At 65.8% G+C, this 23,425-nt stretch carries 22 protein-coding genes; 8 read left to right on the top strand and 14 right to left on the bottom strand.

From position 1 onward, the window contains the following. Positions 1–240 precede the first annotated feature (240 nt). Entirely contained in the window at positions 241–546 is a 306-nt protein-coding gene (locus CT3_RS10675) for a hypothetical protein (protein ID WP_066531964.1), read from the bottom strand. 227 nt (positions 547–773) lie between these two features. Beyond that, positions 774–1,445, bottom strand: coding sequence for a transcriptional repressor LexA (lexA, locus tag CT3_RS10670; RefSeq protein WP_066533294.1), 672 nt, complete (start codon positions 1,443–1,445; stop codon positions 774–776). An 81-nt stretch (positions 1,446–1,526) separates the two neighbouring features. On the opposite strand from lexA, the gene CT3_RS10665 reads away from it, so the two are divergent. Both CT3_RS10665 and CT3_RS10660 read left to right on the top strand, forming a co-directional pair. Continuing rightward, positions 1,527–2,516, top strand: coding sequence for an asparaginase (locus CT3_RS10665; protein ID WP_083520174.1), 990 nt, complete (start codon positions 1,527–1,529; stop codon positions 2,514–2,516). A 329-nt stretch (positions 2,517–2,845) separates the two neighbouring features. Next, positions 2,846–4,279, top strand: a complete 1,434-nt coding sequence (locus CT3_RS10660; RefSeq protein WP_225608670.1) for a sensor domain-containing diguanylate cyclase — start codon at positions 2,846–2,848, stop codon at positions 4,277–4,279. A gap of 144 nt (positions 4,280–4,423) precedes the next feature. On the opposite strand, the gene adk is transcribed toward CT3_RS10660, so the two are convergent. From adk to CT3_RS10630, 6 genes are all read right to left on the bottom strand, one after another. Next, entirely contained in the window at positions 4,424–5,080 is a 657-nt protein-coding gene (adk, locus tag CT3_RS10655) for an adenylate kinase (RefSeq protein ID WP_066531958.1), read from the bottom strand. Between the two features lie 397 nt (positions 5,081–5,477). Then, complete coding sequence (kdsB, locus tag CT3_RS10650) at positions 5,478–6,266, bottom strand: 3-deoxy-manno-octulosonate cytidylyltransferase (protein ID WP_066531952.1); 789 nt, start codon at positions 6,264–6,266, stop codon at positions 5,478–5,480. A 24-nt stretch (positions 6,267–6,290) separates the two neighbouring features. Further along, complete coding sequence (locus tag CT3_RS10645; protein WP_066531949.1) at positions 6,291–6,473, bottom strand: Trm112 family protein; 183 nt, start codon at positions 6,471–6,473, stop codon at positions 6,291–6,293. Positions 6,474–6,538: 65 nt separating this feature from the next. Beyond that, complete coding sequence (gene lpxK / locus CT3_RS10640; RefSeq protein WP_083520173.1) at positions 6,539–7,621, bottom strand: tetraacyldisaccharide 4'-kinase; 1,083 nt, start codon at positions 7,619–7,621, stop codon at positions 6,539–6,541. A gap of 76 nt (positions 7,622–7,697) precedes the next feature. Next, complete coding sequence (locus CT3_RS10635) at positions 7,698–8,123, bottom strand: ExbD/TolR family protein (protein ID WP_066533291.1); 426 nt, start codon at positions 8,121–8,123, stop codon at positions 7,698–7,700. Positions 8,124–8,160: 37 nt separating this feature from the next. Beyond that, positions 8,161–8,790, bottom strand: coding sequence for a MotA/TolQ/ExbB proton channel family protein (locus CT3_RS10630; RefSeq protein ID WP_066533290.1), 630 nt, complete (start codon positions 8,788–8,790; stop codon positions 8,161–8,163). On the opposite strand from CT3_RS10630, the gene CT3_RS10625 reads away from it, so the two are divergent. From CT3_RS10625 to CT3_RS10610, 4 genes are all read left to right on the top strand, one after another. After that, a complete protein-coding gene (locus tag CT3_RS10625) occupies positions 8,777–8,974 on the top strand; it encodes a hypothetical protein (protein ID WP_127446212.1) in 198 nt (65 codons plus the stop codon). The two genes, CT3_RS10630 and CT3_RS10625, sit on opposite strands and share 14 nt — an antisense overlap. 179 nt (positions 8,975–9,153) lie before the next feature. Then, entirely contained in the window at positions 9,154–10,461 is a 1,308-nt protein-coding gene (gene xseA / locus CT3_RS10620) for an exodeoxyribonuclease VII large subunit (protein WP_066531947.1), read from the top strand. 276 nt (positions 10,462–10,737) lie between these two features. Then, positions 10,738–11,322 (top strand): superoxide dismutase, encoded by a 585-nt coding sequence (locus tag CT3_RS10615; protein ID WP_066531943.1) that lies wholly within the window; start codon positions 10,738–10,740, stop codon positions 11,320–11,322. 260 nt (positions 11,323–11,582) lie between these two features. Then, a complete protein-coding gene (locus CT3_RS10610; protein WP_066531938.1) occupies positions 11,583–11,975 on the top strand; it encodes a hypothetical protein in 393 nt (130 codons plus the stop codon). Positions 11,976–12,127: 152 nt separating this feature from the next. On the opposite strand, the gene CT3_RS10605 is transcribed toward CT3_RS10610, so the two are convergent. Beyond that, positions 12,128–12,634, bottom strand: coding sequence for a DUF192 domain-containing protein (locus tag CT3_RS10605; RefSeq protein ID WP_066531933.1), 507 nt, complete (start codon positions 12,632–12,634; stop codon positions 12,128–12,130). 223 nt (positions 12,635–12,857) lie between these two features. Between CT3_RS10605 and icd the strand changes: the two genes are divergently transcribed. Then, a complete protein-coding gene (icd, locus tag CT3_RS10600; protein WP_066531928.1) occupies positions 12,858–14,126 on the top strand; it encodes an NADP-dependent isocitrate dehydrogenase in 1,269 nt (422 codons plus the stop codon). A 328-nt stretch (positions 14,127–14,454) separates the two neighbouring features. Next, positions 14,455–15,873 carry an amidohydrolase gene (locus CT3_RS10595; RefSeq protein ID WP_066531918.1) on the top strand — a complete coding sequence of 473 codons (1,419 nt, stop codon included), beginning with the start codon at positions 14,455–14,457 and terminating at the stop codon, positions 15,871–15,873. 92 nt (positions 15,874–15,965) lie between these two features. Here the strand turns inward: CT3_RS10595 and CT3_RS10590 are convergent, their stop codons facing one another. The 5 genes from CT3_RS10590 to nirB form a co-directional block, all read right to left on the bottom strand. Then, the gene (locus CT3_RS10590) at positions 15,966–16,286 is read right to left on the bottom strand and encodes an H-NS histone family protein (RefSeq protein WP_066531909.1); all 321 of its coding nucleotides are present in this window, start codon (positions 16,284–16,286) and stop codon (positions 15,966–15,968) included. A gap of 178 nt (positions 16,287–16,464) precedes the next feature. Continuing rightward, positions 16,465–17,286, bottom strand: a complete 822-nt coding sequence (gene cobA / locus CT3_RS10585; RefSeq protein ID WP_066531907.1) for a uroporphyrinogen-III C-methyltransferase — start codon at positions 17,284–17,286, stop codon at positions 16,465–16,467. A gap of 42 nt (positions 17,287–17,328) precedes the next feature. Next, positions 17,329–20,190, bottom strand: coding sequence for a nitrate reductase (locus CT3_RS10580; RefSeq protein ID WP_066531906.1), 2,862 nt, complete (start codon positions 20,188–20,190; stop codon positions 17,329–17,331). 85 nt (positions 20,191–20,275) lie between these two features. Next, complete coding sequence (gene nirD / locus CT3_RS10575) at positions 20,276–20,674, bottom strand: nitrite reductase small subunit NirD (RefSeq protein WP_066531903.1); 399 nt, start codon at positions 20,672–20,674, stop codon at positions 20,276–20,278. 64 nt (positions 20,675–20,738) lie between these two features. Next, positions 20,739–23,243: a nitrite reductase large subunit NirB gene (gene nirB / locus CT3_RS10570; protein WP_066531900.1), complete on the bottom strand. Its 2,505-nt coding sequence runs from the start codon at positions 23,241–23,243 to the stop codon at positions 20,739–20,741. Positions 23,244–23,425: the final 182 nt, after the last annotated feature.

Below are 23,425 nucleotides of genomic sequence, written 5' to 3'. Positions count from 1 at the left end.
GCCTGCTGTGACAGACGAGAACAGGGCGGTGCGGCCAGGGGCAGATGGCGTGTAGGCGAGCCTGAAGCCGGTTGCCGTGGTGCATGCGCTGCAGTACGGGGGCAGTCCGCCGGACTGCCAGATGTTCCGGGATTGCGCCCCTTGCGCGCGCAGGCCTGGCAAGTTCGGACGCTGCAATTCTCCCTGCGCAGGATCTGGTGCCGCACACGGGCCGCGTATGGCGGCGCCGGGCGGCATGGCTCAGCCAGCCAAGGACACCGTTTCGGCGCGGCTCATGTTTTCCAGGGCGGCGCAGACATCGGCCATGCGACCGCTGAGCACCATGCGGGCGCGGTCGCCCACGTCGCGACGCAGGACGCGCACCTTGTCGTCCATGGCCACGCTGAAATAGCGGCTGTCGTTGGCACTGGCGGCGGATGCTGCGTTTGTGCCAGCAGACGCTGCCGCACGATGGGCGCGCAGGCCCGGATGGCGCTGGATCGGCATGGACAAGGGGGCAGTGAGGGTAAAGCCGACCGGGGTGCTGGAGGTGGTGAACAGGCGCATGGGGGAGCTCGCTTTCTGTTGTGCAGTTTTCCGGGCAAACCTACTCCCTCAGGCTGCACACACCTGATCGGAGAGACAAATTCTGGGCAAAACGGCCCCGCACGGCCGCGCAGGCCGCAGTACAGAACCGTGGTGGTGGCGGAAGCGGCTGGGCGGCGCTTCCGCGGTCAAGGGCCTGGGTGGCAACGCTGAGCGCGCCACTGGAAGCCCGGTAGAAGGGCCGTGCGCTACATGTGCGCCGAGTTGCGGATCAGGCCCACGGCCAGCCCTTCGATGGCGAAGGGCTCCTCGGGATTGACCTGGATGACGGGGTAGTCGGGGTTTTCTGGCAGCAGTTCGATCTGCGAGCCGGTGCGGCGCAGGCGCTTGACGGTGACGTCATCACCCAGGCGGGCCACGACGATCTGGCCGTTGCGGGCCTCATGGGTGGACTGCACGGCCAGCAGGTCGCCGTCCAGGATGCCGGCGTCCCGCATGGACATGCCGCGCACCTTCAGCAGGTAGTCGGGCTTGTGGGCGAACATGCTGGCTTCCACCGAATAGGTCTGGTCGATGTGTTCTTGGGCCAGAATGGGCGAGCCTGCAGCGACACGGCCCACCAGCGGCAGCAGCAGCGGCTGCATGGCGGTAAGAGGCAGGGCAAAGACGTTGCCGCGGGCTGCGTTGATGCTGCGCACGGTGTCCACGCACAGGCGGATGCCGCGCGAAGTGCCGCTGACCAGCTCGATCACGCCCTTGCGGGCCAGGGCCTTGAGGTGTTCCTCCGAGGCATTGGCCGACTTGAAACCCAGCGTGCTGGCGATCTCGGCCCGGGTTGGGGGCGCGCCAGTGCGGCTGATGGCAGACTGGATCAGATCCAGAATCTGCTGCTGCCGGGGGGTGAGCTTGGGGTGGTCCATGGGCATTCCTCGATCAATGGGGATGAATACTGTGCGTTCATCCAGTACCTGTATTTTTGACCAGTTTGCAAAGGACTGCAAGTGGAAAGTGGCAAAACCATCGTCATTCTGGGGACCGGCGGCACGATTGCCGGGGTCGCGGACTCTGCGGGGGCCCATGTGGGCTACCGTCCGGCACAGCTGGGTGTGGCGCAACTGCTGCAGGCGGTGCCCGACCTGGAACGCGTTGCAAAAGCACCACTGCAGGCCGAACAAGTGGCCCAGCTGGACAGCAAGGACATGGACCACACCACCTGGCATGCGCTGGCAGTGCGCTGCAGCCAATTGCTGGAGCGTGCCGATGTGGGGGGCATTGTCATCACCCACGGCACCGATACCCTGGAAGAAACCGCCTGGTTCTTGCAGTGTGTGCTGCAGCCAGCCAAACCCGTGGTGCTGACCTGTGCCATGCGTCCGGCCAGTGCCATTTCGGCCGATGGGCCTGGCAATCTGCGGGATGCTGTGATTTGCACAGCCGATGTCCATGCGGCCGGGCGCGGCGTGCTGGCCGTGATGGCCGGGCTGGTGTTCAGTGCCCGCCAGGTGCGCAAGGTGCATCCCTACCGGGTGGACGCATTTGACGGCGGTGACAGGGGCCCGCAGGGCTGGGTGGAAGAGGGGCGGGTACGCTGGGCCGGCGCCGTGGACGGGGCCGCTCTGTCGGCGCCGAAGATTCCGCCGGTGGGCGCGCTGCGCCCGCCTGCCGAATGGCCTCAGGTGGAAATCCTGGTTAGTCATGCAGGCTGCAGCGGGCCGGTGATGCAGGCGGTGGTCCAGGCGCTGTGCAGCGCTGGCGTGCGCGGGCTGGTGGTGGCCGGCACAGGCAACGGCACCACCCACCAGGCGTTGGATGCCGCACTCGAAGTGGCGCAAAGCCGGGGCCTGGCGGTACGCCGCAGCACGCGTTGCGAGCGCGGGCGCATTGTGCAGGCCGAAGACGCCGATGACAGCCGTGTCAGCGCCTTGTCTGCCGTGAAGGCGCGCACCAGTCTGATGCTGGAATTGATGGGCTGGCCGCGCACGGACCGCTAGCCCGAAATCCGTGCCGGTGCGGCAGGCCACGCCGCCATAGGGTGGGGGGCGGGCTTGTTGCGCGGCGTGAATACGTGCAGGCCTGCGAGCCCAACCCGCAGGTAGGCAGGCGATAGCGTGTTGCAGTCGAGGTCCGCTGGAAAATCTCGCCAACCCGGGGTCTGCACAGCGCCAGCTGTACGGAGCTGTCGCGTGGCGCGCACGAAATTCTCACAAAAACTTACAACCGGTAGAGAAGAGGAATGTGCACCCAGCGCGGTAAGCAATAATCGCGCACGGAGGTGTTAGTGGTGACCAATTCTCTCGCGAGCGGCCTGGATTTTGAGGACATGTTTGACCTCGCCCCCATATCCCTGTGGATGGAGGATTACAGCGGGCTCAAGCAGTTGTTCGCGCAATGGCGCGCAGCAGGCGTCACCGATTTGCAGCAGTTTTTCCGCGAGGACTCCCGGCGCGTGCAGCAATGCAGCCAGTGCTTCCAGGTGCTGCGCGTCAACCAGTACACGCTGGAGCTTTTCAAGGCCCCTGACCAGGCCACGCTGCAAAATCGCCTGGATGAGGTGTTCCGCGGCGATATGCACGACAGCATCGTCGCCGAGCTGCTGGCCCTGTGGGACGGGCAGCTGAGCTTCGCCAACCGCTCGGTGAACTACGCGCTGGATGGCCGGCGCATGGACATTCAGGTGCGTTTTCGCGTGCTGCCCGGATATGAAGACAGCTGGAGCCGTGTGCTGGTGTCGCTGGAAGACATCACCGCCGAGGTGATGAGCACGCAGCGTCTGCAGGCCAGCGAACAGTACGCGCGGGATTTGTTTGCCCACTCCCCGGTCTCGCTGTGGGTGGAAGACTTCAGCGCGGTCAAGCAACTGCTGGACGAGGTGCGCGAGCGCGGCATCCGCGACTTCCGTACGTTCTTGAAGGTGCACCCTGAGTTCGTCACCCGCTGCATGCAGGAAATCCGCGTGATCGACGTCAATCAGCAGACACTGGAGATGTTCGGCGCCAGCAGCAAGGCCAATCTGCTGCACAACCTGTCCCAGGTGTTCCGGGGCGAGATGTACGATTCCTTTGCCGAGCAGTTGCAGGATCTGTGGGATGGCAAGCTGGTGCAGCAGCGTGAGGTGGTGAACTATTCGCTGACTGGCGATGTGCTGCACATCCACATGGAGTTCGCCATCATGAACAGCCATGTCCGGAACTGGGATCTGGTGCTGCTGTCGCTGGTGGACATCACGGCCCGCAAAAAGGCCGAGTCCTACCTGGAATACCTGGGTAAGCACGATGTGCTGACCCAGTTGCGCAACCGTGCCTTCTATACGGAAGAGCTCAACCGGTTGTCGCGTAAGGGGCCATGGCCGCTGTCGGTGATTGCCATCGACATGAACGGTCTCAAGGGCGTGAACGACGACCACGGCCATGCCGCAGGCGATGCCATGCTGCGCCGTATTGGCGAGGTGCTGACCAAGGCGGTGGATGCGCCGGCCTGCGCGGCGCGCATCGGCGGTGACGAATTCATGGTGCTGTTGCCCGGCACCGACGAGCGCGGTGCCCAGGCCATGCAGGAGCGCATTCTGTCGCTGCTGGAGCTGAACAACCAGTTCTACCCCGGGCAGACCATCCATCTGGCCATGGGCCATGCCTGCGGGCGGGAGGGGGCCAGCATGGAAGCGGTGGTGCACCGGGCCGACCAGGCCATGTATGCCGAGAAGATGCGCTTTTACGCGGGGCGTGCGCAAGACCGGCGGGTCGACAGCATGCTGTGAGGCCTTTGGCGCAAGGCAGGCGCGTCCGGAATTCAGGCAGTCAGTTCCCGCGCCCCATAAAAAAGGCTGGTGTTGTCACCAGCCTTTTTTATGGGGCGGCAGTGCAGGCCAGCGCCCGTCACTGCCGCAAGGGCTCTGATTCGATCAGGAAGCCAGGGCGGCCAGGGCGCGGGCGGTGATCTCTTCCACGGTGCCCGTGCCGCTGATGGCGCGGTACTTGGGGGCTGCAGCAGCGTCGGCCTTGGCCCAGTTGCTGTAGTAGTCCACCAGAGGGCGGGTCTGGTTGCTGTACACATCCAGGCGCTTCTTGACGGTTTCTTCCTTGTCATCCTCGCGCTGCACCAGGGGTTCGCCAGTCACGTCGTCCTTGCCTTCAACCTTGGGCGGGTTGAACTTGACGTGGTAGGTGCGGCCCGAAGCGGGGTGGCTGCGGCGGCCGCTCATGCGCTCGATGATGGCGTCGAAGGGCACGTCGATTTCCAGCACGTAGTCCAGCTTCACGCCGGCGGCCTTCATGGCATCGGCCTGGGGGATGGTGCGGGGGAAGCCGTCAAACAGGAAACCGTTGGCGCAGTCGGCCTGGGCGATGCGTTCCTTGACCAGATTGATGATCAGGTCGTCGCTGACCAGCTGGCCTGCGTCCATCACGGCCTTGGCCTCCAGGCCCAGGGGGGTGCCGGCCTTGACAGCGGCGCGCAGCATGTCGCCGGTGGAGATCTGTGGAATGCCGTATTTCTGGCAGATGAAAGTGGCTTGCGTGCCTTTGCCGGCGCCAGGTGCGCCCAACAAGATCAGTTTCATGGAATTCCTCGGGATGTATGAAAGCGTGGCAGCGGTCCGACACAAGAAACCCAGCGTCAAGCTGGGTGGATGGCGGACCGGCATATGTTTTTTCGCGGGCAAGGATAGCACGCGTGCACCTGACAGGCGCTTACACGGCGCTGGGGCCTGCACCGCTTGACGGCACGCCATGTGCCTGCAAGCACCGAGGCGGTGCACGGTGTGCCGCCAGCACGCTGGTGCCGGGCTGTGTGCAGGTCTTGTGCAAGAGTGACTTGCGATCTTGTAGAAGACTTTTGTCGGGAAAAGCAAAAATGAGAGCTTTGCATGCTTATGTTTACAGGACTTAAAGAGGCTTTTGCATGCAAATCATGGAAACGTGAGCATAAACCGCTCTCATTTTGCGCTTTGTGACAGTTCAGCGACCGGCCAGCAGCGCGCGCACGCGCTCCAAGTCTTCGGGCGTGTCCACGCCAGCGCCGGGCGCATGCTGTGTCACATGCACGGCGATCTGGTGGCCGTGCCACAGCGCGCGCAGCTGTTCCAGCGCTTCCACCTGCTCGGTCGGCGCGGGTGTGAGCTGCGGAAACTGGCGCAAAAACCCTGCCCGGTATGCGTAAATTCCAATGTGGCGCAGTGGGCCATAACCTGCGCTGGCACTGGTCTGCGTGGCCTGCCACCAGGCGGTGCCATTCTGGTCACGGTGGTGGGGAATGGGAGCGCGGCTGAAGTAGTGCGCCAGACCCACGGCATTGCACACCACTTTCACCACATTGGGGTTCTGGTAGTCCACCAGAGTCTCGATGGGGTGGGCTGCGGTGGACATGCTGGCCTGCGGGCGGTCCTGCAACAGGCAGGCCACGGCGCCGACCAATGCCGGATCGATCAGGGGCTCATCGCCTTGCACGTTGACCACGATGTCGTCGCCATCCAGGCCCAGCGCGGAGCAGGCCTCGGCCAGGCGGTCGCTGCCGCTGGGGTGGTCTTCGCGCGTGAGCACCGCCTGCACACCGTGTTCGGCGCAGGCCTGCAGGATGGCGGGGCTGTCACCGGCCACCACGACGCGGGTGGCGCCGCTTTGCGCAGCCTGGCGCGCCACGCGCACCACCATGGGCAGGCCGGCAATGTCGGCCAGCGGCTTGTTGGGCAGGCGGCTGGAGGCCAGGCGCGCCGGGATCAGGACGGTGAACGGAGCAGCAGAAGACATGGCGGCAGGGCTTTCCAGGGAAATTCAGGCTTCCAATTCTTCGTCGCTCAGCGTGCGGGCTTCGTTTTCCAGTAGAACGGGAATGCCGTCGCGCACCGGGTAGGCCAGGCGGGCGCTGCGCGAGACCAGTTCCTTGCGCTCGGCGTCGTAGCGCAGCGGGCCCTTGGTGACGGGGCAGACCAGCAGTTCAAGCAGTTTGGGATCCATGGCGTGTGCTTTCGTTATTCGGTAAAAAAGGCAGGCGCTGTGCGTTGCCATGCGCCGCAAAGGGCTCAGGGCGTGGCGGGCCGGGGGCTGTTGACAGCTGCCGATGATAGGCGGGCGGTGGTCAGGCGCTGGTCCAGCAGGTCAAAAAAAGCCTGTGGAATGTCCAGCTCCAGCGGCACGGCCAGTGCGTCGGGCTGCAGCGGCCACAGCTTGACGGCATCTTTTTCGGTGCAGATCAGTAGCGCGTCTGGATCCGCCGGCCGCTGCCAGCTCTCAAAATTGTAGTGATCGGGCAGGGCCTGGGCCTGTGCCAGCTGCAAACCCTGGTCTTGCAGCATGGCAAAGAAACGTTCGGGCCGGGCCACAGCAGCCAGGGCGTGCAGCGGGCGGTCTGCCAACTGTGCCAGCGGCACATGGTGGCCGTCGGAGCGCAGGGCGTAGGGCGCGAGCTGGCGTTGCATGGCGAACACCGGCTGGCTGGGCGGGGTGTGCCCCGGCGCCGGGCCGGTGTGCAACACCGCATCCACGGGGCGGGGCCAGGGCTCGCGCAGCGGCCCGGCCGGCAATTGCCAGCCATTGCCGATACCGCCATCGTGGAAGACGCAGATTTCCACATCCCGGGCCAGTGCCGTGTGCTGCAGGCCGTCGTCGCACACCAGGATGTCGACCTCCGGATGGGCCGTGCGCAGCGCGCGGGCGGCGTCCAGGCGCTGTGGGGCCACGAACACCGGCACGCCAGTGCTGCGGGCCAGCAGCAGGGGCTCATCGCCCACATCCTCGGGAGCGGACTGGGGCAGCACTGCACGGCAATCCTGGGTGTTGCGGCCATAGCCGCGCGAGATGATGCCGGGCGTCCAGCCACTGCGCTGGAGGTGGCCGACGATGGCCTGGGTGACCGGCGTCTTGCCCGCACCCCCGGCAATCACATTGCCGACCACGATGGTGGGCAAGCCGGCATGCCCGGCGTGGGCGGCATCGCTGCGGCGCTGGCGGGCGGCCAGTGTGCCGTACAGCAGCGACAGCGGCCACAGCGCCCAGGCCAGCGCACCGCGGCGCTGCCAGATGCGGCGCAGCCAGGCGGCGCGCCGGGCACTGCCGCCAGCGTTGTTGCCGGGATTGGAAGGAGAGGCGGGGGACGGAGATGCCATGCGTGTGAATCGGTGAAGGGCTATGGCAGGGCGACGCGGCGGCGCAGTGGTGCGTCCAGGGCGGCGTGGGCCAGGTTCAGCGCTTCGCTCCGGCAGACGTTTGCGTGGCAAACGTGATCTGCGACAGGCTGGCGCGGCGTGCGGCCTCCATCACTGTCACCACGGCCTGGTGGGGGGCCGCAGCGTCGGCGTTGATGATGACGATGCTGTCGCTGCCTGCCTTGGCGGCCGCGCGCAGGCCTGCGGCCACAGCGTCCACGCTGCGATCGGCCAGGGCCTGCTTGCCGATCACATAGTTGCCTTCGGCGGTGACGGCGATCAACACCTCGCGCGGGCGGTCACGCTGCTGCTCCACATCGGCCACGGGCAGCGTCAGTTGCAGCTCGGTGAAGCGGCTGTAGGTGGTGGACAGCATCAGAAAGATGAGCACCACCAGCAGCACATCGATGAAGGGGATCAGATTGATCTCCGGCTCTTCGGTGCGGCGGGGGCGGAAGTTCAGTGCCATGGGGCGGTCTTTGCTTCGGTAAGGGCGTGGCTCAAGCGCGCAGCTGTGCCAGATGGCGCGCGAACTGTTCGGACGACAGCTCCAGGCTCAGCAGGAAGCTGTCCACGCGGGCTCGGAAATAGCGCCAGAAGATCAGGGTGGGGATGGCCACAATCAGACCGAACGCCGTGTTGTACAGCGCGATCGAGATGCCGTGTGCGAGCTGGGCCGGGTTGCCGCCTCCGACCGCACCGCCGCCCGACTGCGAGCCGAAGATCTCGATCATGCCGATCACGGTGCCCAGCAGCCCCAGCAGGGGCGCTGCCGAGGCGATGGTGGCCAGTGCGCCCAGGTACTTTTCCAGGCGGTGGGCCACGGCACGGCCGGTGTTTTCCAGCGTGGCGCGCACGTCTTCATCGCTGGCATGGGGGTTGCGCGTGAGCAGTAGCAGGCTGCTGGCCAGCACTTCGCCCAGGGCACTGTTCTGCGCCAGCTGGGTGACGGTCTGCTCACCGGGCAGGCCGTTGTGGGTGACGGAGATGGCTTCCTGCAGCAACTGGGGCGGCGCCACCTTGGCATCGCGCAAGGCCAGGAAGCGTTCAATGATCAGGGCGAGGGCCAGAATGGAGCAGGCAATCAGGGGCCAGATCGGCCAGCCTGCGGCTTGTATGATCGAGAGCAAGGTTTCTTCTTTCCGCGTGATGGGGCAGCAGCGGGCCATTATGGCGCAGTGCGGCACCGTCCTACGCGCCGCAGCGGGGCATTTTGCCCGCGCAGGTTTCGCCTGCGCGCCTATAGCACAAAAAATCCTGTGGATAACTTTGTGGGGAAGCAATGCTCCGGAATGCCAGCCGCAGGCAATGTGAACCTTGTGTGAATCTGCTGCGTTGCGGAAAAATTTAAAAAACCTTTTGAATTCAATAAATTAAAGATGTATTTGCAAGTGCTCATGGAAGATTTCTGTGCAAACATCAGCCAGAAGGTAAATGTGTTCCGCTGTGGATATGCACGACTTTCTGCCGCTCTGGCAAGTTGAGGCCGCGCCATGTTTGACCCTTATCAGTCCTCTGCTTCTCCTACAGTCTGGTCCGTGGGCGCACTGTGCCGTGCGGTGGCCGATGCACTGGAAGCACGTTTCAATCCGGTCACGGTGCGCGGAGAGATCACCGGGTTTTCCCGTGCTGCCAGCGGGCATTGCTATTTCTCGATCAAGGACACGGCGGGCCAGATCCGCTGTGCCATGTTCCGCCGCGCCGCCAGCTCCCTGGCCTTTACGCCGCGCGACGGCGAACTGGTGGAATTGCGCGGGCGTCTGGGCGTGTACGAGCAGCGTGGCGATCTGCAACTGATCGTCGAAAGCCTGCAGCGTGCCGGGCAGGGGGCTTTGTTCGAGCAGTTCCTGCGCCTCAAGGCCCAGTTGGAGGGCGAAGGCCTGTTCGATGCCGACCGCAAGCGCCCGCTGCCGGTGATGCCGCGCGGCATCGGCCTGGTCACCTCGCCCGGCGCGGCGGCGCTGCACGACGTGGCGACGGCCTTGCAGCGGCGTGTGCCGCACATCCCGGTGGTGCTGGCCCCGGCCATGGTGCAGGGGGCCGCGGCGCCGGCTTCGCTGGTGGCGGCCTTGGAACAGCTCTACGCACGGGCTTTGCACCCGCGTGCCGGTGAGCCGCCGATTGATGTGATCTTGCTGGTGCGCGGTGGCGGCTCCATGGAAGACCTGTGGGCTTTCAATGATGAGTTGCTGGCCCGCACCGTGGTGCGCAGTCCGGTGCCGCTGGTCAGCGGGGTGGGGCACGAGACCGATTTCACCATTGCCGACTTCTGTGCCGACCTGCGGGCCCCTACGCCCACGGCGGCTGCCGAGCTGGTGGCCCAGCCGCGTGATGCCTGGCTGGCTGCGCTGGACCAGCTGGAATCCCGTGTGCAGGGCGGCATGGACCGCTGGCTGGACCGGCAGGGCCAGCGCCTGGATCTGGCGGCGCAGCGCCTGGGCCGCCCCTCGGGCAATCTGGCCCAGCAGCGCCTGCGCTGCGAGCGCCTGGGTCAGCAGCTGCGGCATGCGGTGCTGTTGCAGGTGCAGCAGCACACACAGGTGCTTGGGGCACAGCAGGCCAATCTGATGCCCATGCTGCAGCGCCAGCTGCAGCAACGCCGCCAGCACCTGACGCAGCTGGCACACCGCCTGGAATTGCTGGACCCGCGCCGCGTGCTGCAGCGCGGCTACAGCCTGCTGACCGACAGCTCTGGCCGCGCGGTCACCCGGGTGGTGGACGCCCCGGTGGGTGCGGCGCTCAAGGCACACCTGTCGGATGGCAGTGTCGATGTGACCGTCACCCAGCCCAAGTTGCTGTGATTCGGTGCTTTGGCACCGCGTGGGCAAGGTGGCGCGCGCACTGTAGAGCAAAACCGGCGATGCCATGTATCCCGGCAACACAAAACGCGCACCGTGTGTGCGCGAATACCGCAACAGGCCCGCGCTTCTTTCTACAATGCGCAGTGAGCTGAAGCTGGTTTGCGCTGCATCAAAGCCATGCCAGCCTTGCCGCGGCTGCGGTCAAGCAGCTGGCATGCACCTGGGTGCGGCAGCGCTTGCAGAACACCACAACATCCAACCACGAGGAACACCACCATGGAACGCACTCTGCCCCCACTGCCTTACGCGATCGACGCCCTGGCTCCTGCTTACAGCCAGGAAACGCTGGAGTACCACCACGGCAAGCACCACAACGCGTATGTGGTCAAGCTCAACGAACTGCAAGTGGGCACCGAGTTTGAAAACATGGAGCTGGAAGACGTGATCAAGAAGTCTTCGGGCGGCATCTACAACCAGGCAGCCCAGATCTGGAACCACACGTTCTTCTGGAACTGCATGACCCCCAATGGCGGTGCTGCACCCACCGGCGCTCTGGCGGATGCCATCAACCAGAAGTGGGGCTCTTACGCCGACTTCAAGAAGGCTTTCGTGGCCTCGGCCGTGGGCAACTTCGGTTCTGGCTGGACCTGGCTGGTGAAGAAGGCCGACGGTTCCGTGGACATCGTCAACATGGGCGCTGCCGGCACCCCCCTGACCACCGGCGACAAGGCACTGCTGACGGTGGACGTGTGGGAACACGCGTACTACATCGACTACCGCAACGCCCGTCCCAAGTTTGTCGAAACCTTCTTTGACAAGCTGGTGAACTGGAAGTTTGCCGAAGCCAACTTCGCCGCCTGATGGCGCGCTAGCCTGTCGGCAGACCCATCGCCGCGGGCCCCTGGCGCCGCTGCGCCCGGTCTTCTTTCCGGCTGCAAAGATGGCGAGAAAAGCCTCCCTTGGGAGGCTTTTTGCTTTTTGCCATCGGCATGAGCGCGCACCATATCCCTGTGCGACCAAGGGTATGGGCAAGCGCATCGAGTGTTGCATGGTGGTCGTAAGAGAATGCTTGCAAAAAAGCGGCAGCACCATGATGCAGCCGCCTCCCAGGGAGGTCAGTCATGCGGCATTCGTACGAATTCTTGTTGCAGGCATTGTTTGCCCGCATTGCCCATTTGCCCCGCTGCAGCACGCTGCAGGGAGCCTATGAATGCCTGCAGACGTCGTGGTTGCAGGTGAACCAGGAGCACGAGTCCTCGCGGCGCATGCTGCACCATGTGGTGACCCGCAGCCTGTGCGCCGAGGATGGCTGGCAGAACCTGGACGGCGACCCGTGCCGCAAGGAGTCGGACCACCAGCCCGGCGTGTGGGTCAATCTGCACCGCAATGGCAGCATCGTGTTCGAGCGTGTGCTGCCCGAGGGTGGAAGCACCATTTTGTTCGCGCACCCAGGCACCGGCGTGCGCATGCCCAAAGGTCCCATTGTGCTGAGCGGCACACACAGCGCCTGGTGACCGTTTGGTTGTTCGGCTGTTCAGCTGTTTGCGCCGTGCTGCACGGAGCAGCCCCTGTCCGCCTGGGTTTGCGCTGCGTCGTCGGCGCAGGCCGTTGTCGGAAGTTGGCTGGCGTAGGTAGGGGCAGGGGATAGAGGGCATCCCCCGGAACGTCAGGGGCGGAAGGCCTCGCCCAGAATCTTGGTGCCTGCCTTGATGCCGCGCTGGGCAAACCAGCCCTGGTTCATCTCCAGCACAAAGCGCACTGGCCGGGCCGAGCAGTGCGAGGTCTCGGTCATGGGTTTCATGTCTTCCAGATTCACAATGGTGCCGTCGTCGGCCACGAAGGCTGCCGTCAGCGGTAGCACGGTGTTGCGCATCCAGAAGCACTGCACGCCGGGCTGGGAAAAGACAAACAGCATGCCTTCCTGGGAAGGCATGCTCTGGCGGAACATCAGCCCGGTCTGGCGCGTGTCGTAGGTATGGGCCACCTGGGCATCGATGCGGTACATGCCAATGTGCATTTCCGTGCGTGGCAAGTTCATCTGGGGCTGGCCCTGGGGCGCAGTAGGCGCTTCGGTGCGGGCCTGGGCCGGGCCGGCCAGGGCGTTGACCAGCAGGCACAGCGCGCCCAGGCGGCGCAGTGTGGACATCAACAGGGGAACGGGAGCGTGGCGCATCAAGGGTCTCGTCAAAAACAGTCTGGACTCCGCCTGGCGGCGGCCAACATGCGCCACATTGTGCGCCATGGTGCAGGGGATGCGCGGCAAGTGTGCGGCCGGCGCAGTTTGCGTACTGTCATCCCCGTGCCACGCCAAAGTCGGCAGTTCGCGCGAAAGCGCGGGTGCAGTCGATAGAATCGTTTGCAATCGCTGCATCACATTATCCGGAGACCTTCACGACATGACCGCTTACCAGCACATCCAGGTGCCACCCGCTGGCCAGAACATCACCGTCAACGCCGACCAGACGCTGAATGTGCCCGACCAGCCCATCATCCCCTTCATCCAGGGTGACGGCGTGGGGGTGGACGTGAGCCCGGTGATGCGCAAAGTAGTGGATGCTGCCGTGGCCCAGATCTATGGCGGCAAGCGCCAGATCCACTGGATGGAAATCTATGCGGGCGAGAAAGCCGTGGGCCTGTACGGCCCCGATATGTGGCTGCCGGCCGAGACCATGGACGCGGTGCGCACCCATCCGGTGTCCATCAAGGGGCCGCTGACCACGCCGGTGGGTGGCGGTATCCGTTCGCTGAACGTCACGCTGCGCCAGGAACTGGACCTGTATGTCTGCCTGCGCCCGGTGCGCCATTTCCGTGGCGTGCCTTCGCCGGTGCGCGAGCCCGAGAAAACCAATATGGTCATCTTCCGCGAGAACTCGGAAGACATTTATGCCGGGATCGAATTTGAAGCCTGTTCCGACCGCGCACAGCGCCTGATCGATTTCCTGAGCAAGGAACTGGGCGTGCAGAAGATCCGTTTCCCCGAGACATCGGGCATCGGCATCAAGCCCATTTCGCGTGAAGGCACGGAGCGCCTGGTGCGCAAGGCCATCCAGTACGCCATCGACCACGACAAGCCTTCGGTGACCCTGGTGCACAAGGGCAACATCATGAAGTTCACCGAAGGCGCTTTCCGCGACTGGGGCTACGCCGTGGCGCAAAAGGAATTCGGTGCAGAGCCGATCGATGGCGGCCCCTGGATGCGTGTGAAGAACCCGAACACCGGCGCCGACATCGTCATCAAGGATTCCATCACCGACGCCTTCCTGCAGCAGGTGCTGCTGCGGCCGGTGGAATACTCGGTGATCGCCACCATGAACCTCAACGGGGACTACATCTCCGACGCGCTGGCAGCGCAGGTGGGCGGTATCGGCATTGCCCCCGGTGCCAACATGTCCGGCACCATTGCCATGTTCGAAGCCACCCACGGCACGGCACCGCGCTACGCCGGCAAGGACTATGTGAACCCCGGCTCCATGATCCTGTGCGCCGAAATGATGCTGCGCCACATGGGCTGGACCGAGGCAGCCGACCTGATTGTCGAAGGCATGGAACGCACCATCCTGAGCAAGAAGGTGACCTATGACTTTGCCCGCCTGATGGCCGGCGCTCAGCAGGTCAGCTGCTCGCGCTTTGGCGACGAGATCATCGAGCAGATGGTGAACGTGTAATCCCTCCGGACCATCCACACCCCCAAAGGAACGCTGCGGCGTTCCTTTTTTTGTGGGCGCAAGGAGAGGGCGCCCATCAGCTTGCGCAGGCACCGGGCCCGGGAGAGCTTGCATGCCCTGCCGTCTTTCCAGTCTGCGTGTCAGCCCGCGAGGGAGGTGGGCGGTTTGCGTTGTCCAGGGGGCCGCAGCGCACGGTGCAGTCGCGCGTTGGACAGCGCATGCTGCGGGAGCGTCTGGTCCCGCGCTATGGTGAGGTGGTTGCGCCGCCGCAGCCTGCTGTGGCCCGGCGAGTCAACGCAGACATACCGCATAACAACAGGAGACACCAATGACTGCTTCCCTCTCTACGGCATGGCCTCGCACCGCTGTGGCTTCGGCCACATCCGTCCTGCTGGCGGCCTGCCTGTGGACGGCCGCACCGCTGGCCCAGGCCCAGAACGCGGCCGCTGTGGCCCCCACGGCTATTGCGCCCGCTACCTCCCATCCCGCGGCACAGGCCCTGCAGGCCCAGATCGACACCCGTGCCAAAACCATCGAGCAACAGCTGATCGCCTGGCGCCGCGACATCCACCAGCATCCCGAGATGGGCAACCTGGAAACCCGCACCGCTGCGCTGGTGGCCGCGCACCTGCGCAAACTGGGCATGGAGGTGAAGACCGGCGTGGCCGTGACCGGTGTGGTGGGGCTGCTCAAGGGCGGCAAGCCCGGCCCGGTGGTGGCGCTGCGTGCCGACATGGATGCCCTGCCGGTGAAGGAACAGGTGGATGTGCCGTTCGCCTCCAAGGCCAAGGGCGTGTTCCTGGGAAAGGACGTGGACGTGATGCACGCCTGCGGGCATGACGCGCATGTGGCGATCCTGATGGCCACGGCCGAAGTGCTGGCGGGCATGAAGGAGCAGTTGCCCGGCAGCGTGAAGTTCATCTTCCAGCCAGCCGAAGAAACGCCCGCCACCTTCGAGCCCGACGGGCAGAAGATCTGGGGCGCCAAGCAGATGATCAAGGAAGGGGTGATGCAGAACCCCAAGGTGGATGCCGTCTTCGGTCTGCATGTCTCGAGCAGCTACCCGGCCGGCTGGATCGCCTGGCGCCCGGGCCCGGCCATGGCCGCAGCCGACCAGTTCTGGATCGATGTGCAGGGTAAGCAGACCCATGGTGCCCGCCCCTGGCAGGGGATCGATCCCATCGTCACCGGTTCGCAGATCGTGATGGGGCTGCAGACCATCATCAGCCGCCAGTCCAATATCGCGCTGGAGCCGGCGGTGATCACCGTGGGCACATTCCACGGCGGCAACCGCATGAACATCGTGCCGGATGCGGTGTCGATGACCGGTACCGTGCGCACCTACGACGAAGGCATGAAGAAAGACATCCACCAGCGCATCAGCACCACGGCCACCAACATTGCCGAAAGTGCCGGCACCACGGCCAAGGTGAAGGTGGTGGAGTTGTACAACGCCGTGGTGAATCCACCCGATCTGACGGCGCAGATGGCGCCCACCCTGCAACGTGTGGCCGGCAGCGGCAACTACGGGGTGATGCCCAAGGCGTCGGCATCGGAAGACTTCTCGTTCTACCAGCAGGAGGCACCGGGTCTGTTCTTCAACCTGGGCGTGACCCCGAAGGGGACCGAGCCGGCCAAGGCGGCCCCCAACCATTCACCGCATTTCTATGTGGACGAGTCCGGCCTGATCTACGGCGTGCGCGCACTGGCTAGCCTGACCGTGGACTACATGCTGCAAAAGCAGTAAGGCTAAAAGCGACCCAGGCTCTGGAGGCTGGGCCCGCACCATGAAAAACGGCTGCCTGGGAAGGCAGCCGTTTGATCGGGCGCAGGGCTGGATTACCAGAGCAGGATTTCCGGCTTGGTTTCTGCCGGCTGCTGGGTGGGCAGCAGGAACTGGCTGTAATCCTTGCCGGCAATCCAGCTGGGGGGCTTGCCGCGGCCCGTCCATTTGGAGCCGGTGTTGGGATCGTAGTATTTGACGGCGACCTTGGCCTTCTTCTCTTCGGCCCAGGGGAAGACCTGCTGTGCGGTAAAGCCGAATTCCTTGATCAGCTGGCGCACGGTGGACAGGGCTTCGGCGGATTCTTTCTTCTGTGCCTGGGCAATCAGGCGGTCCAGTTCTTCTTTTTGGTCGAGCAGCTCTTGGTAGCTTGGCATTCTGCGGGGGGAGTGGGTGGTCGATGAAATGAGAGCCCTGGGGCTGCGAAGGCAGCCGATGCCGGTGTGGACGAGGGGAACCGGCCGGGCCAGCACGCCATATTAGCGGAACTGGGCGCGCTGGCCGCTGGGGTGTGCACGGGCCGCCACGAAACAGGGGGATACCCCTGCCTTTCCGTCAGCCCAGGGCCTGCAGCGGCAAGGCCGAGGCCGAGTTCAACGCCAGCTCCTGCACGCCGCGCACCACGTCGCCAATCACCAGCACACAGGGGCTGCCCAGCTGTTCGCGCGCCAGGGCGGCGGGGAGGTCGGCCAGGCAGGTCAGGGCGTGGCGCTGCTGGGGCAGACTGGCGTGCTGGATGGCCGCCACCAGGGTATCGGCTGCAAGACCGCCGGCGCACAGGTCGGCCGCAATCTGCCCGGCCGCCGCGACCCCCATGTAGACCACCAGGGTCAGCTTGGCAGCCTGGACGGTCGCGGCCAGCTGGCGCCAGTCGGTGCCGGCGTCCCCCGGCTTGGCGTGGCCGGTGATGAACACCACGCCATGGGCCCGGTCGCGGTGGGTCAGCGGTGCGCCCAGGCTGGTCAGACCGGCCAGCCCCGCCGTGATGCCATTGATGACCTGCACCTCCACGCCTGCGGCGCGCAGATGCTCCACTTCCTCACCGCCCCGGCCGAAGATGAAGGGGTCGCCGCCTTTGAGCCGCACCACGTTCTCTCCTTCCTGCACCGCCATCAGCATCAGTTTTTCGATGAAGGCCTGGGGCGTGCTCTGGCAGCCGCCGCGTTTGCCCACATGCACCACGCGGGCCGAGGGCGCAGCATGGGCCACGATGGCGGGGGAGACCAGATCGTCCACCAGCAGCAAGGTGGCCGCCTGGATGGCTTTGAGCGCCTTGATGGTCAGCAGCTCCGGATCGCCCGGGCCGGCGCCCACCAGGGTGCAGCAGCCAGTCAGGGCGGGGCGGGGTGCGATGGTGGTGGTGCGGGAGCGGTTCATTGTGGGTCTCCTGGGCGGATAGGGGATATCGGGGAGGCGTGGTCAGGCGGGCAGGGCGTGCGCAGCGCTGTCGCGCACCAGCTGGCGCAGCCGCGGCAGGCAGGAGCCGCACTGGGTGCCGCATTTCAGCTGGCTTTGCAGCTGTTCCAGACGCTGGGCGTCGCTGCCGCGGCAGTCGTGCAGGGTCTGGGTGATGGCCTGCTCGTCCACGCCCCAGCAGCTGCACACGGTCGCGCTGCGGGCACTGGCTAGGCCGCTCGGCGGCTCGGCACCGGGGCTGAGCAAGGTCCGGCTGCTCAGTTGCAGCGGGGCATCGCTTTCCAGCAAAGCCGACAGCCAGCCGCCGGCACGGGTGTCGCCGCACAGCAGCAGGCCGTCCAGCCAGGTCTGGCCCGCCGTGTCAGCGCTGCCGGCGCGCAGGCGCAGCGTGCGGCTGTGGCCGCGCTGTGCATCGGCGTAATGCAGCAGGTCCGGCCCCTCCAGCTGCAGCAACTGGCGGACGTGCTGCAACAGGGCCGCATCGGGCGCCGTGGCGCATGCTGCGCGCAGCAGCAGGCCCTGGCGGGCGCCGGCGGCTTGCTCCAGGGCACCGTTTTCCCCAAAAGGCACGCAGCTGGCAAAGTCGAACGCAGGGAGCAAGACCGCCAGTTGCTGGCGTGCAGCGAGGACGCGTTCCGGGGGCAGCCAGACGCGCGCCAGCAAGCTCCAGGGCAGGTCCACGGCCTGCACGCTGACGGCGGCATGCTTGAGCTCCGGCTGCTTGGACTGGGGGCAGAACGCCGGGGTGGTCAGTGCGTTCACGCCCCCCACGGCCTGGCCCTGGGCATTGCGTCCGCTCAGGTACTCGCTGCCCCAGTGCATGGGCAGGTAGACCTGGGACAGACCCAGGCCGGCATCGGCCTGCACCGGCAGCACGATCTGGCCGTGGCGGCTGCGCACCGCCACCAGCTGGCCGGGCTGCAGACGGCTGCGCTCCATGTCCTGCGGGTGCATGTTCAGCACGGGTTCGCTCTGGTGGGCGAACAGGCGGCCCAGTTGGCCGGTGCGGCTCATGCCATGCCACTGGTCGCGCAGGCGGCCGGTGTTCAGGCTAAGGGGAAAGCCCGCGTTGCGCGGCTCGGCAACTGGACGGTAGGGCTGGGCGGCAAAGCGGGCGCGGCCGTCGGCGGTGGGAAAGATGCCGTCGGCATACAGGCGTGCCGTCCCTGCCTGCGCACCGGCGGGCAGCGGCCATTGCTGCGGGCCTGCGGATTCCAGTAGTGGCCAGGACAGGCCGGTGATGTCCAGATCCCGTCCGCGCGTGCTGTCGCGGTGTTCGTTCCAGATCCGCTCGGCGCCTGCTGCGGCGTTGCCGGTGTCATAGGTGAACAGGCTGGGCTGGCCGGGGCGCAGGCGGGCCTCGATGCGCTGCGCGATCTGCGTGGCAATCTGCCAGTCGTGCCGGGCCTGGCCTGGCGCCGGCACGGCGGCGCGCACGCGGGAGATACGGCGTTCGCTGTTGGTGACGGTACCCAGCTTTTCCCCCCAGGTGGTGGCGGGCAGCAGCAGGTCGGCGTAGGCGGCGGTGGCCGTGGTGGCGAATGCATCCTGCAGCACGACCCAGTCTGCACGCTCCAGTGCGCGGCGCACGGTGGCCTGGTCCGGCAGGCTGTGGGCCGGGTTGGTGCAGGCGATCCACAGGGCTTTGATCTGGCCGTCGGCGGCAGCTTCAAACAGTTCGATGGCGGTCTTGCCGGGACTGGCCGGCACGCTGGGCACGCCCCAGAAGGCAGCCACTTCGGCACGGTGCTGCGCATTGGCCAGATCGCGGTGGCCGCTGAGCAGATTGGCCATGCCTCCCACTTCGCGGCCGCCCATGGCGTTGGGCTGGCCGGTCAGCGACAGCGGGCCGGCACCCGGCTTGCCGATCTGGCCGGTGGCCAGGTGCAGATTGATCAGCGCGGCGTTCTTGGCCGTTCCGCTGCTGCTCTGGTTCAGGCCCTGGCAGTACAGGCTGAGCGTGGGGGCGCGCTGGGCGGTGCTGCCGTCTTCGCCACCCAGTGCAAACCAGCGCGCGGCCTGCAGCACATCCTGCATGTCCAGGCCGCAGTCGCGTGCCACGCGCTCGGGGGTGGCTTCGCGCACCAGGGCCTTGAGGGAATCGAAACCGCTGGTGTGGCGGGCGATATAGTCCGTGTCCAGCCAGCCTTCCCACAGCATGGCGTGCAGCATGCCGTGGAACAGCTGCACATCGGTGCCGGGTTGCAGCGGCAGGAAGAGGTCGGCGATCTCGGCCGTTTCGGTGCGGCGCGGGTCGGCCACGATGATCCTGAGCTGCGGGTTGGCGGCCTTGGCGTCTTCGATGCGCCGGAACAGGATGGGGTGGGCCCAGGCCGCATTGCTGCCCACGATGAACAGACAACGGGCATGCTGCAGATCGTCATAGCAGGCAGGCGGGGCATCGGCGCCCAGGGTGGCTTTGTAGCCGGCAACGGCGCTGCTCATGCACAGGCGGGAATTGGTGTCCAGGTTGTTGGTGCCCAGCAGGCCCTTGGCCAGCTTGTTGAAGACGTAATAGTCTTCCGTTAGCAACTGGCCGCTGGCGTAGATGGCCACGGCATCCGGCCCGTGCTGCTGCACGGTATTGGCCATGCGGGTGGCGGCCAGGTCCAGTGCGGTGTCCCAGTCTGTGGGTTGGGGCGCCTGCCCGCGCCCAGCGCGCAGCAGTGGTTGCAGCAGCCGGGTTTGCTGGGCCAGTGCGGGGGCGGCGGTCAAGTGCAGCGTGCTGCCCTTGGTGCACAGGCGGCCGTGGTTGGCCGGGTGCAGGGGGTCGCCGCGCACGCCGGTGATCTGCGACCCTTCGGACTGGATGATCACACCGCAGCCGACGCCGCAGTACGGGCAGGTGGAAGGGGTTTCGGCCATGGCGTGGGCTTTCCGAGGTGGGGAGCGGCGTGTGCAGACGGGTCTGTGCATGCCACCATGCTTGAGCTTGAGAGTGGTGCTGCGTTCAGGCCGCGTTGCTGGCGGCCTGGCCGCAGCGGCGGGCCGGCCCGGCGATGGGGCGGGTCAGGTCGGTGGCCTTGGTGGCCAGCTCGGCCGCATCCATGAACACCTGGCCGTCGCGCACCTGGACGGCAAAGGCGGGGGTACAGCCCTCGTCGGGCTCAGCGGCCTGGCCGTCGCACAGGTCCAGGGTCCAGTTGTGCAGCGGGCAGGCCACGCTGCGGCCGAACACCATGCCCTGCGACAGCGGCCCCCCTTTGTGCGGGCAGCGGTCGAGCAGGGCGAAGATTTCGTCCTCGGCATTGCGGAACAAGGCCACGTCCAGCCCCTGGGGGCGGGCGACGCGGCGGGCGCCCAGCACGGGGATGTCGTGGACGGCGCAGATGGCTTGCCAGGTGGTCATTGCTATTCCTTTCGGATCTGCTGGTATCGATGGGGGATTCATGGAGGCCTGCCGGGGCGGTGCATCACACGCTGGCGGTCTGGGTGGGAGCCGCCAGCGGTGTCATGGCCGGGAGAATGGGGATGACGCGCTGGAACTGGCGGGCATCCACATGGGCCTTGTCAAGCTCGAACCAGGGGTCGGGTTCGCCATCCAGGGCAAACTGCAGCTGTTCCCACAGGGCCTTACGGCCGGTGGCGTCTTCCAGAATGCGCCGCTTCACGTAGTCCAGGCCCACGCGATTCACGTAGTGCACCGTGCGCTCCAGGTACCAGCCTTCCAGGCGGTAAAGCTGCATGAAGGCGCCCGTGTACTCCAGAACTTCTTCGGCAGTCCTGAGCTTGGTGAAGAAATGCGCCACCTCGGTCTTGATGCCGCCGTTGCCCGCGATGTGCATCTCCCAGCCGCTGTCCACGCCGATGATGCCCACATCCTTGATGCCCGATTCCGCACAGTTGCGCGGGCAGCCGCTGACGGCGAACTTCACCTTGTGCGGCGCATACATGCGCCACATGGCCCGTTCCAGATCCTTGCCCAGCTGGGTGCTGTCCTGCGTGCCCATGCGGCACCATTCGCTGCCCACGCAGGTCTTGACGGTGCGCAGTGCCTTGGCGTAGGCGTGCCCGCTGGGCATGCCGATGTCGTTCCACACCGCCTGCAGATCTTCTTTCTTCACCCCCAGCAGGTCGATGCGCTGGCCGCCGGTGACCTTGACCGTGGGGATCTGGTATTTGTCCACCGCATCGGCAATGCGGCGGAGCTCGTCTGCCGTGGTCTCGCCACCCCACATGCGCGGAATCACGCTGTAGGTGCCGTCTTTCTGGATGTTGGCGTGACTGCGCTCGTTGATGGCGCGGCTCTGCGGGTCATCCTGCGCCTCCTTGGGCCAGGTGCTGATCAGGTAGTAGTTCACGGCCGGGCGGCAGGTGGCGCAGCCATTGGGCGTGCGCCATTCCATGAAGCGGAAGACCGCATCCGTGGTCAGCAGGTGGTGCTGGGTGATGGCCTCGCGCACGGCCTGGTGGCCATGGTCGGTACAGCCGCACACCGCCTTGGTCTTGGGCGTGCTGGAATAGTCGCCACCGGCGGTGAACATGATGATCTGCTCCACCAGCCCGGTGCAGGAGCCGCAGCTGGCACTGGCCTTGGTGTGCTTGCGCACCTCGTCCAGCGTGAACAAGCCTTTGTCCTTGATTGCCTTGCAGATGGCACCCTTGGTCACGCCGTTGCAGCCGCAGACCTCGTCGCTGTCGGCCATGGCCGAGGCCTTGCTGTGGCCTTCGTGGCCGGTGTCACCGATGTTCGACTCGCCAAACATCAGCCGGTCGCGGATGTCGGCGACCGAGCGGCCTTCGCGCAGCAGCTTGAAGTACCAGCTGCCGTCCACGGTGTCTCCATACAGGCAGGCGCCCACCAGCTTGTCCCCCTGGATCACCAGCTTCTTGTAGACGCCGCCGCCGGGGGCATAGGGGTCGCGCAGCACGATTTCTTCCGTGTCCGCACCACCCTGGAAGTTGCCGGCCGAAAACAGGTCGATGCCGGTGACCTTGAGCTTGGTGGAGGTCAGCGAGCCCTGGTAACGCCCGATGCCCCATTCGGCCAGGTGGTTGGCCAGCACCTTGCCCTGCTCGAACAGCGGGGCCACCAGGCCGTAGGCCACGCCGCGGTGGGCGGCGCATTCGCCCACCGCGTAGATACGCGGATCGGTCACGGTCTGCAGCGTGTCACTGACCACAATGCCACGGTCCACATGCAGGTGCATGCGCTGGGCCAGGGCGGTGTTGGGGCGGATGCCCACGGCCATGACCACCAGATCGGCCGGGACTTCGCTGCCGTCCTTGAAGCGCACGGCACGCACGCGGCCGGTGTCGCCGGCCAGCAGCTCCTGGGTCTGGGCCTGCATCAGGAACTGCATGCCGCGCTCGGCCAGCGACTGCTGCAGCATCCGGCCGGCCACATCGTCGAGCTGGCGCTCCATCAGCCATTCGCTGGCATGCACCACCGTCACCTGCATGCCGCGCTTCATCAGTCCGTTGGCCGCTTCCAGCCCCAGCAGGCCGCCACCGATGACCACGGCATGGCGGTAGCGGGTGGCCGCGTCGATCATGGCCTGGGTGTCGGCAATGTCGCGGTAGGCCAGTACGCCCTGCAGATCGTGGCCGGGCAGCGGCAGGATGAAGGGGTTGGAGCCGGTGGCCAGCACCAGGCGGTCATAAGGGGCGCTGATGGTGTTGCCCGCCGCATCCACGCCATGCACCACGCGGCGCACCCGGTCCACCTCGGTCACCGTGCAGCCGGTGTGCAGGTGGATGTCATGGTCCTGGTACCAGGACCAGTCGTTGAGCACGATTTCATCGAGCGTCTGCTCGCCGGCCAGCACGGGCGAGAGCAGTATGCGGTTGTAGTTGGGGTGGGGCTCTGCGCCGAAGACCGTGATCTGGTACAGATCGGGTGCAATCTTCAGCAGCTCTTCCAGGGCGCGCACACCGGCCATGCCGTTGCCTACCAGAACCAGTTGGGATTTTTTCATCGTGCCCCCGTGGGTGGTTGCTTCATTCCAGGTTCGAAAACAAAAAAGGCGTCCTTTCCGGGCAGCGGTGTGCTGCGGGGAAAAGACGCCTTTGTCTTGTGCGACCTGCTTTGCGCCATTGCATAGCAGGTCTGCGGGCCAGCGGTGGCCTCGTTCATTTCAAGCAGTTTCTGTGCCAGTTG

The sequence above is a fragment of the Comamonas terrigena NBRC 13299 genome (assembly GCF_006740045.1).
GTDB lineage: Bacteria > Pseudomonadota > Gammaproteobacteria > Burkholderiales > Burkholderiaceae_C > Comamonas > Comamonas terrigena.
Note: the sequence above shows the minus strand (reverse complement) of the source record. Positions and strands in the feature narration are given on the sequence as shown.

Bases quoted from the DNA above. Each gene is read 5' to 3' on its own strand.
- CT3_RS10605 (WP_066531933.1), bottom strand. From the start codon at position 12,634: ATGCGCCACGCTCCCGTTCCCCTGTTGATGTCCACACTGCGCCGCCTG.
- CT3_RS10660 (WP_225608670.1), top strand. From the start codon at position 2,846: ATGTTTGACCTCGCCCCCATATCCCTGTGGATGGAGGATTACAGCGGG.
- lexA (WP_066533294.1), bottom strand. From the start codon at position 1,445: ATGGACCACCCCAAGCTCACCCCCCGGCAGCAGCAGATTCTGGATCTG.
- CT3_RS10595 (WP_066531918.1), top strand. From the start codon at position 14,455: ATGACTGCTTCCCTCTCTACGGCATGGCCTCGCACCGCTGTGGCTTCG.
- kdsB (WP_066531952.1), bottom strand. From the start codon at position 6,266: ATGTCTTCTGCTGCTCCGTTCACCGTCCTGATCCCGGCGCGCCTGGCC.
- CT3_RS10590 (WP_066531909.1), bottom strand. From the start codon at position 16,286: ATGCCAAGCTACCAAGAGCTGCTCGACCAAAAAGAAGAACTGGACCGC.
- CT3_RS10610 (WP_066531938.1), top strand. From the start codon at position 11,583: ATGCGGCATTCGTACGAATTCTTGTTGCAGGCATTGTTTGCCCGCATT.
- icd (WP_066531928.1), top strand. From the start codon at position 12,858: ATGACCGCTTACCAGCACATCCAGGTGCCACCCGCTGGCCAGAACATC.
- CT3_RS10625 (WP_127446212.1), top strand. From the start codon at position 8,777: ATGATCGAGAGCAAGGTTTCTTCTTTCCGCGTGATGGGGCAGCAGCGG.
- lpxK (WP_083520173.1), bottom strand. From the start codon at position 7,621: ATGGCATCTCCGTCCCCCGCCTCTCCTTCCAATCCCGGCAACAACGCT.
- adk (WP_066531958.1), bottom strand. From the start codon at position 5,080: ATGAAACTGATCTTGTTGGGCGCACCTGGCGCCGGCAAAGGCACGCAA.
- xseA (WP_066531947.1), top strand. From the start codon at position 9,154: ATGTTTGACCCTTATCAGTCCTCTGCTTCTCCTACAGTCTGGTCCGTG.
- nirD (WP_066531903.1), bottom strand. From the start codon at position 20,674: ATGACCACCTGGCAAGCCATCTGCGCCGTCCACGACATCCCCGTGCTG.
- CT3_RS10615 (WP_066531943.1), top strand. From the start codon at position 10,738: ATGGAACGCACTCTGCCCCCACTGCCTTACGCGATCGACGCCCTGGCT.
- CT3_RS10580 (WP_066531906.1), bottom strand. From the start codon at position 20,190: ATGGCCGAAACCCCTTCCACCTGCCCGTACTGCGGCGTCGGCTGCGGT.
- cobA (WP_066531907.1), bottom strand. From the start codon at position 17,286: ATGAACCGCTCCCGCACCACCACCATCGCACCCCGCCCCGCCCTGACT.
- CT3_RS10675 (WP_066531964.1), bottom strand. From the start codon at position 546: ATGCGCCTGTTCACCACCTCCAGCACCCCGGTCGGCTTTACCCTCACT.
- nirB (WP_066531900.1), bottom strand. From the start codon at position 23,243: ATGAAAAAATCCCAACTGGTTCTGGTAGGCAACGGCATGGCCGGTGTG.
- CT3_RS10645 (WP_066531949.1), bottom strand. From the start codon at position 6,473: ATGGATCCCAAACTGCTTGAACTGCTGGTCTGCCCCGTCACCAAGGGC.